Here is a 15,450-nt window from a genome sequence, read left to right as displayed (position 1 = left end):
TCCGCGGATCGCTCCGCCTGGAATTTGGTTATTTCTTGGCGTTCTGGTTCGCCACCGGCTCGCCCTTGACGCGCACATCAGCGATCGTCGAGCGCAGCGCCGTCACCTTGGTGCCGCCGCCGAGATCGATCTCGAGCTCATTGTCGTCGATCACCTTGGTCACCTTGCCGACGAAGCCGCCGCCGGTGACGACCGTGTCGCCGCGGCGTACCGCGGCAAGCATCTCGCCGCGCTTCTTCAGCTGCGTGCGCTGCGGCCGGATGATGAGAAAATACATGATCACGAAGATCAGGACAAACGGCAAAATGCTGATGAACATATCGGGTGAAGCCCCAATGCCTTGGGCATATGCCGGTGTCACGAACATCGAGGTACTCCTGAATTTTGAAAACAGCCGCCAAAGGGTTCAGTGGATTTGGCAGCCCCGCGAAATTTGGCCGGAATATAGTCGGTAAAGTTGCCAATGCAACTGCGTGGCCGGGCAAATCGGCTGCTTTTCCGGCTTGTTCGCCCGTGTTAGAGCATGGCCGCGAAAAGCGCGAGCGGGTTTTCGCAAAAGATCACGCTCGAACAAACGGTTGCAGCCGATTTCGAAACCGCCGGGGTCGAACCTGCCCCACGCAAGAACCGAAGCAAAGACCAGAGATGACCGATATCAGCATCGACGCCTTGAACCAGAAACTCGACCGTCTGATCGAGGCGGTCAGCCGCCTCGCCCCGTCGCCTGTGCCCGAAACCGACCTTGGCGGGGCCGATTGTTTCGTCTGGCAGGCGGATCCGGGTTACCTGGAGCCGGTGCGCAAGGTGAACCGCGTCGATATCGGCCTGATCCGCGGCGTCGACCGCGTGCGCGACATCCTCGTCGACAACACAGAGCGCTTCGCCGCCGGCTACGCCGCCAACAACGTGCTTTTGTGGGGCGCGCGCGGCATGGGCAAATCGTCGCTGGTCAAGGCTGTGCATGCCGCAATCAACGCCTCGCCGGAACCCGACCGCCCGCTCAAGCTGATCGAGATCCATCGCGAGGATATCGATACGCTGCCGAAGCTGATGACGCTGCTGAAGGCCGCGCCTTACCGCTTCATCCTGTTTTGCGACGACCTCTCCTTCGACCATGACGATACCTCCTACAAATCATTGAAGGCAGCGCTCGAAGGCGGCGTCGAGGGCCGCCCGGCCAATGTCATCTTCTACGCCACATCGAACCGCCGCCATCTTCTGCCGCGCGACATGATCGACAATGAGCGCTCCACCGCCATCAATCCGTCCGAGGCGGTCGAGGAGAAGGTTTCGCTCTCCGATCGCTTCGGCTTGTGGCTTGGCTTTCACAAATGTTCGCAGGACGAATATCTCGAAATGGTCAACGGCTATGCCAACCATCATGGGCTCGACATCGACCCCGAGCAGTTGCGAGCCGAGGCGCTGGAATGGGCGACGACACGCGGCAGCCGCTCGGGCCGCGTCGCCTGGCAGTTCACGCAGGACCTGGCTGGCCGGCTCGGCAAGCCGTTGAAGGACTAGGCGGGATCGACCGAGTGACGGCAGGAGCCGGCCACAAAAGTTTCGTGGCCGACCCCGTCCGGGGACGCTGGTTTCTATATCGTGTTCATTCCCGCACAGGCTTTATGCTTCCCAGGACCATGGGAATATCGGTTTGTATGCCGAGTGTATCGGTCGCCCAGGCTTGCATTTCCGGTGAAGCATCGCCTGATTTCAGGATGGAAATGGCCAGCTTGGACATGTCCGTGGGCGGCTTGGTATTGATCACCGCATAGGAGAAATAACCGGCCAGAGCGGCACATCCGATCGAAATGACCGGCGCGACAATTAAAGCAGTCGCTCGCACATGCGATTGCCAGCGATGGGTTGGACTGGCAGACGGAAGTTCATCCTCTTCGACAAATTCAGTCATTCCACTCTCCTTGCAGAGCGCCGAAAATGACTTTCCTCTATATTAGTTAAAATGCAGATAACCGCTTTTCTGACGGCGCCCCCGAATTTGGAACCGCGACATGTATGGAAACAACGACGTGGATCCCGCAACCAACTGAAAAAGCCCGCTCCTTGCGGGGCGGGCCGAGCCGGCGGGCCGGACTGGAGGTCAGGCGGCCCGCAAATCGCTTTTTTTATTCTATTCGAAATAACCCCGACTATTCGAGATAGCCGGAGGGATCGACCGGGGCCGAGTTCTTGCGCACTTCGAAGTGCAGCTTCGGCGAGTCCGTCGTGCCGCTCATGCCCGACAGCGCGATCTCCTGGCCGCGCTTGACCTTCTGGCCGCGCTGAACCTCGATCGAGCTGGCATGGCCATAGACGGTGACCAGGCCGTTCTCGTGCCGCACCAGCACCGTATTGCCGAATTCCTTGAGGCCGTCGCCGGCATAGATGACGACCCCATTCTCGGCCGCCTTGACCGGCGTGCCCGTGGGCACGGCGATATCGACGCCGTCCTTGCCGGAACCGAAACCGGAGATGACGCGACCACGCACCGGCCAGCGCATCTTGCCGATGCCCGTGGCGTCGGGTGCCGCAACATCGTCGTCCTCGGCCTGCTGAATGACTTTCGCGTCTTTCTTCGGCGGCGTGTAGGACGCCAACGTTTCCGACGGCGTTGCCTTCACGGGAGGCTGCGTGGTGGCCGTGGTTACCGGATCGACCTTCGCCGGCTTGGCGGCGGCGACGGTCGCTGTTCCACCCGCCGGCACCTTCAGGGTCTGGCCGATCTTCAGCAAGCCGTCCTGCATGCCGTTCGCCTGCTTGATGGCGACAACGCCGACGCCGGTCTTCCTGGCGATCGAGGAAAGCGTATCGCCCGATTGCACCGTATAGGTACCGCCGGCGCCGGCCTTGGGCGCGGCGGCGGCCATTTGCGGGGTGGGCTTGTTGTCCTTCGGCTTGTTCGCCGCGGCCGAAGCATCGACCTGCGCGGCCGACTTGCCCTCCTTGAGCTTCGGCTGCTGCGGCAGCACGGCGACCTTGTCCGGCGCGGTGGCCGGCAAGTCGCGCTTGCCGTTGGCGGGCTTGGCATCGGCCATCTTGGGCTCGGCCTTGCTGGAATAGGCGTAGGCCGGAATGATGATCTTCTGGCCGGTCTTCAGTCCCTTGGTCGTGCTCAGCCCGTTGACCTTCATGATCACGTCGGCCGGCACCTTGTAGTGTTGCGCCAGGCCGGAGATCGTTTCACCGTCCCTGACGACGATTTCGGTAGCGTGCCGCGTGCCGGCCATCTTGGCGTCGGGCTGGGCATCCTTGAACGGCTTGGCCGCGGGAGCAACCGTGCCGGTCGTCGTCCGGTCGACATGCGGTGCCGGGCGCACCACAGCGGGCGCCGATGCAACACGCACCGGATTGGCGGCGGGTGCCAGCGCCGGAGCCGGCTGCGCCTGGGCGACCGGCGGCGGCAACGGCCGCGTCGAAACAGGTTCGAGGCTGGAGCGGCTGACCGACTGCGTGTGGCTGCCATCGAGCGGCGCGGCGGCGACATCCCCCGGATAGGGCTGTTGCACGGCATCCTGCTTGTTGATGATGGCGCGCTGGTTGTTTGTCGAGGAGGTGAAGACGTCGTCGACGCCGTTGAACCGCGATACTTGCGAGCTGCACCCAGCCGCAGCGCCCGCGATCATGAGAACAGCGCACCCCCGCGCCAAATTGCGACTGTTTGCCTTCAAAACACTGAGTTGCATCGCACTAACCCGCACAAACTCTGCACCAACTGGACAGGATTAAAGCGCGTTAATGTTACTGGTCGGTTAACCCATTAGAATCAGACGCAAATTTTCTTAAAATATTTGGGGCCGTTCAGACCGCCCACAGAGAGGCACGCGCAGCCGCGGTTGCAGGCCGGCTGAACATGGACAATCCCTAGATAACGGCCGCCAGGCTGCGCAATACCGGCTGCAGGCGCACGAGGCCGATATCCTCTCGCTCGAAACGGCTGCCGACCTTGGTGAGCTTGGCCAGCACCTGCTCGCCCTCCTCCGGTCCGATCGGCGCGATCACGATGCCGCCGCTCGACAATTGGTCGAGCAGGAAGCGCGGCAGGCTGTCGAAGGCGGCCCAGGCGACGATCCGGTCGAACGGTCCTTCGGCAGCCAAACCGGAGGAACCATCCACCTGGCGCGCGATGACGTTGCCGATGCCGAGCGCCTCGAAACGCTGCCTGGCCTGTTCGACCAGCGTCTTGTAGCGGTCGATGGTGACGACCCGGCCCGCCAGGCGCGACATCACCGCTGCCGTATAACCGGAGCCCGTGCCGATCTCGAGCACGCGGTTGCCGACTTCGATGGCGAGTGCGGCGATCACCGCCGCCTGCATGTCCGCACCCTCGATCGCTTCGCCGCACTCGATCGGCAGCATGCGGTCCGACCAGGCGATGGAATGGAATTGGGCGGCGAGGAAGCCGCGCCGCGGCGTCGCCTCGAAAGCCGCGATCAGCGCCTTCGGCACGGTCCCCCTGCCGCGCAGGCGCAGCAGGAAGGCCGCAAATCCTTCTCGGTCATCGATTGGCAGGTTCATGCAAGGGCCTTGCTCAGTTGGTCACGAATCTCATGCGCGGTGAGGTCGAGCTGCAACGGCGTCACCGATACCAGGCGATTGCGCAGGGCAAAAAGGTCGGTGCCTTGCTTGCCCTCGACCGGCTCGCGGCCGAAGCGCAGCCAGTAGTAAGGCAGGCCGCGCCCGTCGCGGCGTTCGTCGACCCACAGGCTGTGCACGAGCTTGCCCTGCGAAGTGACCACCGTGCCGGCGACCTCTTCAGGCAGGCAGTTCGGAAAATTGACGTTGAGCAGCACGCCATCCGGCAACGGCGTCGCGACGAGTTTCTTGAGCAGCGCCGGCGCCAGCGCCTCGGTGGTTTCGTAAGGGACCACGCGGTCCTCGCCGACAGTGCTGTAACCCTGGCTGAGTGCGATCGAGCGTATGCCGAGCAACGCGCCCTCCATCGCGCCGGCGACAGTCCCCGAATAGGTGACGTCGTCGGCGATGTTGGCGCCGGAATTGATGCCAGACAGGATCAGGTCGGGCGCGCCGGGCAGGACCTTCTTGACGCCCATGATGACGCAGTCGGTCGGCGTGCCGCGGACGGCAAAATGCTTCTCGCCGATTTTCCTCAGCCGCAGCGGCTCCGAGATCGACAGCGAGTGCGCATAGCCGGACTGGTCCTGCTCCGGCGCTACCACCCAGACATCGTCGGACAATGTGCGCGCGACGCGCTCGAGCGACGCCAGGCCCTCGGCATGAATACCGTCGTCATTGGTCAAGAGAATGCGCATGAAGCCGCCTTCGCAGAATTGGATTGATGGCAGCGCTCTATGGCGCCCCCCTCTGGCCTACCGGCCATCTCCCCCACAAGGGGGGAGATCGGCAGTTCCATGACCGCCGACTTCCTTGTTACGCCAATAATTGGCGAAAGCCGGGATGAGAGGGCGATCTCCCCCCTAGTGGGGGAGATGTCCGGCAGGACAGAGGGGGGCGCGAAGGAATGCGACACTGCCAAGCTAGTCACTTCGATGATTCGATCTTTTCCAGCCCGCCCATGTAAGGCCGCAGCACTTCAGGAATGGTTACGCTGCCATCCTCGTTCTGGTAGTTTTCGATGACGGCGATAAGTGCGCGCCCGACAGCGGTGCCCGAACCGTTGAGCGTATGGACGAAGCGATTGCCCTTGCCATCCCTGTCCTTGTAGCGGGCGTCCATGCGCCGCGCCTGGAAATCGCCGCAGACAGAGCAGGACGAGATTTCGCGATAGGCGTTCTGGCCCGGCAGCCACACCTCGATGTCATAGGTCTTGCGCGCGCCAAAGCCCATGTCGCCGGTGCACAGCACCATTGTGCGAAACGGCAGGCCGAGCCGCTTCAGCACCTCCTCGGCGCATTGCGTCATCCGCTCGTGCTCTGCCAGCGAGGACTCCTGGTCCGTGATCGACACCAGCTCGACCTTGTAGAACTGGTGCTGACGCAGCATGCCGCGCGTGTCGCGGCCTGCCGAACCGGCCTCCGACCGGAAGCACGGCGTCAGCGCCGTATAGCGCAGCGGCAATTTCTCATGCGCGGTGATCTCCTCGCGCACGAGGTTGGTGAGCGGCACTTCGGCGGTGGGGATCAGGCCAAGCCTGCCGTCCCCATGCGGCGTGAAGAACAGATCCTCCTCGAATTTCGGCAGCTGGTTGGTGCCGAAAAGAACATCGTCCTTGACCATCAGCGGCGGAATGACTTCCTCGTAGCCATGCTCGGTCGTGTGCAGGTCGAGCATGAACTGGCCGAGCGCGCGTTCCATCCGCGCCAGCCCGCTCTTCAGCACGGTGAAGCGCGAACCGGACAGCTTTGCCGCACGCTCGAAATCCATCATGCCGAGCGCTTCGCCGATCTCGAAATGCTCCTTCACCCAGTTCGGGCGAGTCGGCACCTCGCCGACGATATGCTTGACCACATTGTGGTGCTCGTCCTTGCCGACCGGCACGTCGTCGAGCGGCACGTTGGGCAGCACCGCCAGCGCGTCGTTCAGCGCCTTGTCGAGCTCGCGTTCGCGCGCCTCGCCGTTCTGGATGAAGGCTTTTATCTCGCCGACTTCGGCTTTCAGTTTTTCAGCAAGGGCCGCATCGCCCGAGCGCATGGCGTTGCCGATCTCCTTCGAGGCGGCGTTGCGGCGTTCCTGCTTGGTCTGCAGCTCGGTGACATGTTCGCGCCGCGCCTCGTCTTTGGCGATCAGGTCATCGACGGTGGACTGCGCTTCCACGACCGACCAGGAGCGCTTCGCCAGCGCCTCGACAAGGGCCTTCGGGTTGTCGCGAATCCATTTGATGTCAAGCATGGTCTGAAAGCTCCTGCGGTAGCTTGCCGCCCAAAGCGCACGGCGGTTTGCGCTACGATATGCTCAAGAATATAGCCTCAAACGCATCGCCGGTTCGCGATGCGTTTCAGGCCAGAGGGGGTAAACCGCATCTCTGATCGATGCAAGATCGGGCTTGGGTGACGGCAGGGCCGCGAGCCCGCTTTCGACTGGTGAGGGATAGCGCGACAGTCCAAAAATAAAAAACCCGCCTCGGCGGCGGGTGGTTGGCGCAAATCAGCACCATAGGCAAATATCTACCATAGTGGCGGGCAGGAAGTCAAGAAAAAATTCCTATCGGCGCCGGCCGTGCACCGATTCTGGGCCCGGCAGCCCGCAGGGGCGACGCGGCCTTGCCTATGTGGAGGATGCGTCCGCCGGCTTTTCCGCCACCTCTTCCTCGGACTGCTGCTTCTCTCGCGCCAGGCGCTCGCGCTCCTGGCTGCGCTCGATCAGCCTGGCCGACCAGATGGCGACCTCGTAGAGCAGGATGGTCGGGATGGCGAGCCCGATCTGGCTCATCGGGTCGGGCGGCGTCAGCACCGCCGCGACGACGAAAGCGATGACGATCGCCCATTTGCGCTTCTCGGCCAGCGCCTTGGACGACAGCATGCCGACGCGCGTCATAAGGCTGGTCACCACCGGCAGCTGGAACACCAGGCCGAAGGAGAAGATCAGCGTCATGATCAGGCTGAGATATTCCGACACTTTCGGCAGCAGCGAAATCTGCACCTGGTCGTTGGTGCCCGACTGCTGCATGGCGAGGAAGAACCACATCACCATCGGCGTGAAGAAGAAATAAACCAGCGAGGCGCCCATCAGGAACAGGATGGGCGACGCGATCAGGAACGGCAGGAAGGCGTTGCGCTCGTTCCTGTAGAGGCCGGGCGCGATGAACTTGTAGATCTGCGTGGCGATCAGCGGAAAGGCGATCACCATGCCGCCGAACATGGCAAGCTTGACCTGGGTGAAGAAGAATTCCTGCGGCGCGGTGTAGATCAGCTCGACCTTGTGCGGGTCGAGCCCCGCCCATTGGGTCGCCCATTTGAACGGCACGACCAGCAGGTTGAACAGCTTCTTGGCGAAGAAGAAGCAGACCAGGAAGGCGACGAAGAAACCGCCGAGCGACCAGATCAGCCGCCGGCGCAATTCGATGAGATGCTCCATCAGCGGCGCCGACGATTTCTCGATCTCGTCCTTTTCCTTGTCCGAAACGCTCACTTGGCGGCTCCCGCCGTCTTTTTGGCAACCGGGTTCTTCGCCGGAGCCGGTTTCGCCTCGGCCTTGGTCGTGGCCGCCTTGGCTGTTGCCGGTTTGGCAGCCTTGGAGCTTTCAGCTTTTGAAGCCGCTACGGGCTTCGCCGGCGTTTTCGATGCTGGCGCGGCCTTGGCGGTCGCCGCTTTCCCAGGCGCCGAGGCTTTTGCGCCATTCGCCGAAGCCCTGGCAGGCGCAGGCTTTGCCGCTTTCCCTGCCGCGGGTGCCTTTGGCGTCAGCTCTGTCGGCACTGAAGACGCCACCACCGATTCGTCGGTCATGACCGGGAAGATCGGCGCGGCCGGCGTGGTAGCGGGGTCATTGGGCCCCGCCATGGTGGTCGCGCCGTTCTTCAAAGGTTCGGCCGACTGCGGTACCGAGCCGGCGGGCGCTGCCGTATCGGCGGCCGGCTTCGGCTTCATCGCCGCGTCGACGCCGGAACGCACATCGGCGGCCGCCTGCTCGAACGGATTGAGCTGCTTCCTGATCTCGGCAACCGGGCTGAGCCCCCTTAGCTCGTCGACCGACTTCTTGACGTCGTCGAGCTCCGCTTCCTTCAGTGCCTCGTTGAACTGCTTCTGGAAATCGGCGGCCATGGCACGCAGCTTCGCCGTGGTGCGGCCGAATGTGCGCAGCATGTTGGGCAAATCCTTCGGCCCGACGACCACGATCATGACGATCGCGATCACCAGCATTTCGGTCCAGCCGACTTCAAACATGGCTATCCGTTCCGACTAATGCATGCCGCCCAAAAGTGCGAAGCGGTTTTGGGACAACGACACGCACAAAGCAACAACCCTTGGCTCAGCTCTTGCTGGCCTTTTCCTTCGCTGCCGAAACGGTTTCGTCGGCGCGATGTTCGACGGTCCGCTTGTCATCGGCAACGTCGTCGTCGGCCATGCCCTTCTTGAAGCTCTTGATGCCCTTGGCCATGTCACCCATCAGCTCGGGAATCTTGCCGCGGCCGAACACCAGAAGCACGATGACCAGCACGATCATCCAGTGCCAAATCGAAAATGAACCCATAGCAACTCTCTCTCGAATGGTTTCCCTGGCGATGATCTATGCGTTTTCGCGTTGGGATTCAAACACAACCGCGACAGAGTTTATGAAAGGCTGTCGGATGTCACACATTTTCGGCGATGCGGTCCGCTACCAATCGGCGCATCTAGCCCGGGAAAGCCTCCAGGAACAGAGGCTTGCGGTCAATCTTCCGTGACGCGCGGCGTCAGCAGGCCGAGTTCCTCGAGATCGATATCGGTCAGCGGATCCTCGTCCTCGGTCAGCGCATCCGGATCGGCCGGCGGCTGCGGAATGGAGAAATTCGACGGCATGCGGCCCGAAAGCAGGCCGGCGCCCTTCAACTCCTCCATGCCGGGGAGATCGCGGATTTCCTCGAGCGCGAAATGGTCGAGGAAGGTTTCGGTGGTGCCATAGGTGACGGGACGGCCGGGCGTTTTGCGCCGGCCGCGCATGCGCACCCATTCCGTCTCCAAGAGGGTATCCAGTGTGCCTTTCGAGGTTTCGACGCCTCTGATGTCCTCGATCTCGGCGCGCGTCACCGGCTGGTGATAGGCGATGATCGCCAGAACCTCGAGCGCCGCGCGCGACAGCTTGCGCTGTTGCACGGTGTCACGGCTCATCAGGAAGGCAAGATCGCCGGCGGTGCGAAACGCCCAGGCATCGCCGACCCGCACCAGGTTGACGCCGCGGCGCGCATAGATCTGCTGCAGCTCGGCCATCGCGAGCGCGATGTTGATGCCATCGGGAAGGCGCGCGGCCAACTGCTTTTCGCTGACGGGCTCGGCGCTGGCGAAAATGATCGCCTCGGCCATCCGCACCGCCTCCGCCAAATGCAGCCGCTCTGCCGGATTCTGAACCGAAGCCTGGTCGATCTCGCCCTCCTCCGGTTCGTTGTCCATCTTGAACGGGATAACCGAAGCGTTGGCGCGTTCGCTCATGATGCCACCTCGACTGCCTTGATTGCCTGTGCGCGGTGGTCGCGCAGATAGATCGGCGCGAACACCTCGTCCTGCCGCACATCCATCTTGCCCTCGCGCACCAGTTCCAATGTCGCCGCGAACGAGCTGGCGATCGCGGTGCGCCGCTCTTCGGGGCTGGACAAGTATCGGACGAGAAAACTGTCGAGCGCCGTCCAGTCCCGCAAGCTTCCGATCAGCCTGGTCAGGATGTCGCGCGCGTCCTTGAGTGACCAGACGCCGCGCCGGGCGATCGTGACATTGGTGATTGCCTGCTTCTGCCGCTGCTGGGCATAGGCGGTGAGCAGATCGTAGAGCGACGCCGAATAGGCATTGCGCTTCTCGATGATGACCATTTCCGGCATGCCGCGCGCGAACACGTCGCGGCCGAGGCGGTTTCGGTTGACCAGGCGCGCCGATGCATCGCGCATGGCTTCCAGCCGCTTGAGCCGGAATTGCAGCACTGCCGCCAGTTCCTCGCCGCTTTCGCCTTCCTCTCCCGGCTGCTTTGGAATCAAAAGCTTCGATTTGAGGAAGGCGAGCCACGCCGCCATCACCAGATAATCGGCGGCGAGTTCCAGTCTCAGTGCCCTCGCCGTCTCGACGAAAGCCAGGTACTGCTCTGCGAGCGCCAGGATGGAGATGCGCGCCAGATCGACCTTCTGGTTGCGGGCGAGATGCAGGAGGAGATCGAGCGGACCTTCGAAGCCAGCCACGTCGACGACCAGCGACGGGTCGCCCGTCAGCCGTGAATCGTCGTTCTCGGCCCACAGGCGGTCCATCGGTGTGGCTTTCGCGGCCATGCTTTCCAATGTTTCCGCCACTTGTGCTGTCACGTCCTCTTGCTAGGCCACCGCATCGAAATAGGTGGCGAATTCGGCGCGTATCTCGGTTTCTTCAGCCGCGTCGCGTTTTTCTATATAGGTCATTGCCCGGTTTGCACGCTCCAGCGACTTGCCCTCAAGCCCTTTGGTTCGCGATGCGATGCCCGCCATCTCCTCGAAAACGCCGTTGCAGTGAAGGACCAGATCGCAGCCGGCCGCAAGGATCGAGGCCGCCTTTGTCGGGAAATCCCCAGAAAGTGCCTTCATCGAGGTGTCGTCGCTCATCAAGAGCCCATCGAAGCCGATCTCGCGGCGAATGACCTCGTCGATGACCTTGCCGGAAGTGGTTGCCGGGTTCTTCGGATCGATCGCGCTGTAGACGACATGCGCGGTCATCGCCATCGGCAGGTGGTTGAGTTCCCTGAACGGCGCAAAATCGTGCCGCTGCAGCTCGCTCATCGAAGCGTCGACGACAGGCAATTCGAAATGCGTGTCCGCGAAGGCCCGGCCATGGCCGGGAATGTGCTTCATGACCGGCAGCACGCCGCCCGACATAAGGCCTTCCGCCGCGGCGCGACCGAGCTCGATGACCGGGCGCGGCTCCTTGCCATAGGCGCGCGCGCCGATGACGTCGCTCGCCCCTTCGATCGGCACGTCGAGCACCGGCAGGCAATCCGCCGTGATGCCGTAGCGCAGAAGGTCGAAAGCGTGCAGCCGCGCCATCAGCCAGGCGGCGCGGGCTCCGGCGTCGTGGTCGTCGCGCCACAGCGCACCGAGCGCGCCGCCGGCTGGATAGTTCGGCGCCAGCGGCGGCCGCAGGCGTTGCACCCTGCCGCCTTCCTGGTCGATGAACACCAGCGCATCCGGGCGTCCGATGCAGTCGCGCATCTCGGCGACCAGATCGCGGATCTGCTCGGTCTCGCTGATGTTGCGGGCAAACAGGATGAAGGCCCACGGGCATTCATTGCGATAGAAACTGATTTCTTCGCGGGTGAGCGATTTCCCGGCACAGCCGAGGATCATGGATTTTGATTCGGTCATGCCGACGAGTCTAGAATCTTCCGCGGCCAAAGGGAATCACGTCGAAAAATCAAAAGAAAACCGGCGCGGCGTTGAGGCCGCGCCGGTTTTCGAACTGCTCTCCTCCAGTACGGGAGGTGAATGACTACCTCGACACGAAGCAGTTGCCGCCGGCAGCCTTGTAGCTGGTGCACAGATTGATGGCATCGTTGCGCGACTGCGCAGGCACGCGGACACGGTAGAAAGTCCCCTTGCCGGCGATCTCCGCCTTGACGATGTTGGCGGTGCGGCCGGAAAGCACGCCGCCGTAGCGGCGCTGCAGGTCCTGATAGGTCGACTGCGCGCTTTCGACCGTCGGCTGCGAGGCGATCTGCATCGACCACGAACCGCCGCCGGTCGAGGGCGCCGCCGGACTGATGGAGGCAACCTGATCGGGCTTGACCTCGCCGACCACGTCGACCGGCTGGTCGGACGGACGCTGCGGCGCGACCGGAACCTTGGCCGGCGTGTTGGCCGACTGCGCCTTGGCTTCCGTCTTGGGCTCGGCCACCGGTTTCAGGGCCGGCTCATCGGCCGCCTGTGCGGCGTCCGGCGCCACCGTGCCGGTCTGGTCAGCATCGGCCTGAGCCGACGGCGCGACATGTTGCGGCGCCGGATCGACCGGCTCCACGGCAGCCACTTGCGGTGCGGCGGGCGCCGGATCCTCACGCGGCACCAGCGACCCGTCCGATTTGACCACCATGGTCCTGACCTTGCGCGGCGCCACGGCGACGACGTCGGGATTCGTTCCCTTGTCGGCATCCTGGAGAACCTGCGCGATGCGATCCTCGGACTTGGCTGCGGGCGCGGCGTTGTCGGCTGGCGCCGCAACGGCGGTTGAAGCATTGCCGCTGTCGCCGTCCGTCACGCCGGCTGCGGTCTGGTCGGGCGAGAGATCGACGGCGCGAGCCGGATCCTTCGCCGCCACATCGACCGGCTCCTCGACATTAGTGACGAGCTTCTGCTGGACCGGCTCGGCGGGTCTGGCACCCTTGGCCACCGCGTCGTAGACCTTGTTGTCCTGGTTCGGCACCACCGCACCACCCGGGTTTTCCGGCTTGACCTTGATCGGTGCGTTGTCGGCCTTGACCAGGACCGGGGCGTCACTGCCGCCCTCGCCGCCCAGAGACAGCGCGAACGCGCCGAGACCACCGGCGACAACGACCGCACCGACAATGGCGGCGATGAACAGGCCGCGCCTGCGAGACGGCCCGCCGGCCTCGCGTTCGACGAGACCCGGAACCGACATCGCCTCGTCCAGCTCGGGATCGTAGTCGAGCTCGTCGACGGCAAACTCGTCGGCTTGTGAAACCGGCTGGCTGCCGGGCAAGTCGTCGACGTCGAAGCCATTGGTGGCGTCGGCATAACCTGCCGGCGCTGTCGCGCGGGCAGACATTTCCGCCGGCCGTGCCGCGTAGGTGCGCGCCTCGGGCTGATAGCCCGGCTTGAGCCCCTCATAGCCCGGCTTGAGCCCCTCATAGCCCGGCTTGAGCGTCTCATAGCCCGGTTCAAAGGCATCGTATCCCGATTTGAAGCCGGGATTGTAGGAGTCGTCGGCATAGGACGCGCTGGCGTTTACTGGAGCCGCAGCGACATCCACTGTATTCATCTCGGTCAGCAGATTGGAGAATTCGGCGTCGAGATCGTCGTAGCCGGGCGCGGCCGGCTCGTCCTCTTCGAAGTGCAATTCCGGAATGTCGAGATCATCCTGAAGCGCCACGACGCGCTCCGGCACATCGACGGTCTCGACGTCGGGCATCTCGTCATCGAAAGCGGACTGCTCGCGCTGCGCGGCCGCCGGCGCCGCATAAGCGGCAGGCTCAGCCGCACGATAGGTCGGGACCGCGGCAGCCGGCGCCGCGGCCATGGGGACCGCCGAAGCCATCGGCTGGGCGGTAAAACTCGCCTGTTGCGGCTGCGGGACCGGCGTAACCCGGCTCCACGAGCGGGCCGGCTCGGGCGGCGTGGACTGCGTCGTCAGCCAATCGAGGGGATCGTCGCGGAAAGTTTCCGGCGCGGCGGGATCCGCGGCGACGCCTTCATCCAGGTCGATGCCTTCGGCCAGGTCGATGCTTGCGGCGAGTTCCGCTTCGAAATCATCGTCCTCAGAGGCAGTGGCATGCGCGCCGAGGTCCTGGTCCTGAAGCTCATCGAGCATGAGATCGTCAAGATCGACGTCAGCGGTCGAGACCGCCTGATGCTGCTGCGCCGCCGCGGGTTCGTCCAGGTTCCAGTCGAGGTCGCCGGCTGCCGATTCTTCGTCGGATTTCGCGGTCGCGGCGACAGGCTGCTGAACCGCGACCTCCTCCTTGGCCACCGGCGCCGGGCGTGCGCTCATAGCGCCCAACAGCGCGTTCAACTCGTCTTCAAGGCTACGCTCGTCGGCAGCGGCATGCACCGGTTCGGCCATAGCCGGGGCGGCCGGCTGAACGGTGGCAGCCACAGGCTCGGCAGCCGGCTCGTCCGTCGCTTCGGCAAGCGCGTCGTTGAAGTCCTGCTCGAAAGCATCGTCGAGCGGCTCGTCGGCGGCCAGGTCTGCCGCCTCGCCTTCCGCATCCGTCGCCTTGGCGAACACGTCATCCATTTCGTGCGCATCGGCCGTCTCGGCGGTCACGTCGTGCGCGTCAAGCGCATCCGTCTCCGCAGCCACGGGCGCATCGGTCGCGACCGAGTGATCGGCGGCCAGATCGAAATCGATATCCGCCAAAGCGTCGTCGAAAGCCGTGACGTCATCAAAGCGATCGCCAAGATCCTCTTCGGAAACCGCCTGGTTCGCGTTCAGCGCCGCCTCGACGGGAGGCTCGGCCGGAGCCGCGGCCGCTTCAGGCTGCTGTTCCGCCACGTGACCATCGAGCATCAGTTCGTCTTCGCGCGAAAGAGCAAAGCCATCGTCGAATTCATGGTCGACGGTCGGCTCCGCGACAGGCTCCGCCACTTCGGCGGCCAGGGCGGGCTCGGCCGCATCGATCGCGTCATCAAGCCGGAAGTCCTGATCGAGCGATGCCGCAAGCTCGTCCGCCATGGGCAGATCGTCATCGAGCGGCGAAACGCCATCGAGGGAGCTGGCTACCGCATCGTCGAAATCCGTATCGAAAGCGGGATCGACAACTGGCGCGGCCTCGGCGACGACAGCTGCGTCATCGACGCCATGCTCATCGTCGAGCTGCATGTCGTCGAACGCCATGGCGAGTTCGTCATCCGTGCCGTCGGTAGCGGCGGCATCGAAGGCCGGCTCATCAACATCGGCGACGGTCGCTGCGTCGCCTTCGGCAAAGTCGAAGTCGCCCATCAATTCCTTTTCGAGATCGATGTCGAAATCGTTCTCCTGCGCCTGCTGATCAGCGGCGGCTTTCGGCTGGGCGGGCGCCTGGGGCCTGACCGGCTGGCGCGGGTCGAACCCCATGATCCTGGTCAGTTCCGCGAACGGATCATCGTTGGCGATGTCGTTGTTGTCGGCTATTCTCAGCTGGGTTCTGTCTGCCATTATTGTTCCCGAACTCGCACTCATT

General features: G+C 63.6%; 14 protein-coding genes. 1 reads left to right on the top strand and 13 read right to left on the bottom strand.

What is annotated here, in order from left to right; all coding sequences use genetic code 11:
* Positions 1–28 precede the first annotated feature (28 nt).
* Positions 29–367, bottom strand: coding sequence for a preprotein translocase subunit YajC (yajC, locus tag LB566_RS18910; protein WP_027024896.1), 339 nt, complete (start codon positions 365–367; stop codon positions 29–31).
* Positions 368–645: 278 nt separating this feature from the next.
* Between yajC and LB566_RS18905 the strand changes: the two genes are divergently transcribed.
* Positions 646–1,521, top strand: coding sequence for an ATP-binding protein (locus LB566_RS18905; protein WP_140551465.1), 876 nt, complete (start codon positions 646–648; stop codon positions 1,519–1,521).
* Positions 1,522–1,606: 85 nt separating this feature from the next.
* Here the strand turns inward: LB566_RS18905 and LB566_RS18900 are convergent, their stop codons facing one another.
* The 12 genes from LB566_RS18900 to LB566_RS18845 form a co-directional block, all read right to left on the bottom strand.
* A complete protein-coding gene (locus tag LB566_RS18900) occupies positions 1,607–1,912 on the bottom strand; it encodes a hypothetical protein (protein ID WP_140551464.1) in 306 nt (101 codons plus the stop codon).
* A 238-nt stretch (positions 1,913–2,150) separates the two neighbouring features.
* Complete coding sequence (locus LB566_RS18895) at positions 2,151–3,683, bottom strand: LysM peptidoglycan-binding domain-containing M23 family metallopeptidase (protein WP_140551463.1); 1,533 nt, start codon at positions 3,681–3,683, stop codon at positions 2,151–2,153.
* A gap of 178 nt (positions 3,684–3,861) precedes the next feature.
* The gene (locus tag LB566_RS18890) at positions 3,862–4,515 is read right to left on the bottom strand and encodes a protein-L-isoaspartate(D-aspartate) O-methyltransferase (RefSeq protein WP_140551462.1); all 654 of its coding nucleotides are present in this window, start codon (positions 4,513–4,515) and stop codon (positions 3,862–3,864) included.
* A complete protein-coding gene (surE, locus tag LB566_RS18885) occupies positions 4,512–5,270 on the bottom strand; it encodes a 5'/3'-nucleotidase SurE (protein ID WP_140551461.1) in 759 nt (252 codons plus the stop codon). Before surE ends, LB566_RS18890 begins: the two co-directional genes overlap by 4 nt.
* Before the next feature lie 229 nt (positions 5,271–5,499).
* Positions 5,500–6,807 carry a serine--tRNA ligase gene (serS, locus tag LB566_RS18880; protein WP_224625482.1) on the bottom strand — a complete coding sequence of 436 codons (1,308 nt, stop codon included), beginning with the start codon at positions 6,805–6,807 and terminating at the stop codon, positions 5,500–5,502.
* A 375-nt stretch (positions 6,808–7,182) separates the two neighbouring features.
* The gene (tatC, locus tag LB566_RS18875; protein ID WP_140551459.1) at positions 7,183–8,046 is read right to left on the bottom strand and encodes a twin-arginine translocase subunit TatC; all 864 of its coding nucleotides are present in this window, start codon (positions 8,044–8,046) and stop codon (positions 7,183–7,185) included.
* Entirely contained in the window at positions 8,043–8,798 is a 756-nt protein-coding gene (tatB, locus tag LB566_RS18870; protein ID WP_224625481.1) for a Sec-independent protein translocase protein TatB, read from the bottom strand. The genes tatC and tatB overlap by 4 nt, the downstream gene beginning before the upstream one ends.
* Positions 8,799–8,883: 85 nt before the next feature.
* Positions 8,884–9,105 carry a twin-arginine translocase TatA/TatE family subunit gene (locus LB566_RS18865; RefSeq protein WP_015317533.1) on the bottom strand — a complete coding sequence of 74 codons (222 nt, stop codon included), beginning with the start codon at positions 9,103–9,105 and terminating at the stop codon, positions 8,884–8,886.
* Between the two features lie 179 nt (positions 9,106–9,284).
* Positions 9,285–10,040 (bottom strand): SMC-Scp complex subunit ScpB, encoded by a 756-nt coding sequence (gene scpB, locus LB566_RS18860; protein WP_224625480.1) that lies wholly within the window; start codon positions 10,038–10,040, stop codon positions 9,285–9,287.
* Complete coding sequence (locus LB566_RS18855) at positions 10,037–10,840, bottom strand: segregation and condensation protein A (protein ID WP_224625848.1); 804 nt, start codon at positions 10,838–10,840, stop codon at positions 10,037–10,039. Before LB566_RS18855 ends, scpB begins: the two co-directional genes overlap by 4 nt.
* A 63-nt stretch (positions 10,841–10,903) precedes the next feature.
* Positions 10,904–11,923: a beta-N-acetylhexosaminidase gene (gene nagZ, locus LB566_RS18850; RefSeq protein ID WP_224625479.1), complete on the bottom strand. Its 1,020-nt coding sequence runs from the start codon at positions 11,921–11,923 to the stop codon at positions 10,904–10,906.
* Positions 11,924–12,047: 124 nt separating this feature from the next.
* On the bottom strand, positions 12,048–15,425 hold the full coding sequence (locus LB566_RS18845; RefSeq protein ID WP_224625478.1) for an SPOR domain-containing protein: 3,378 nt from the start codon (positions 15,423–15,425) through the stop codon (positions 12,048–12,050).
* Between the last annotated feature and the right edge of the window lie 25 nt (positions 15,426–15,450).

Source organism: Mesorhizobium sp. CA13 (assembly GCF_020165235.1).
Classification (GTDB): domain Bacteria; phylum Pseudomonadota; class Alphaproteobacteria; order Rhizobiales; family Rhizobiaceae; genus Mesorhizobium.
Note: the sequence above shows the minus strand (reverse complement) of the source record. Positions and strands in the feature narration are given on the sequence as shown.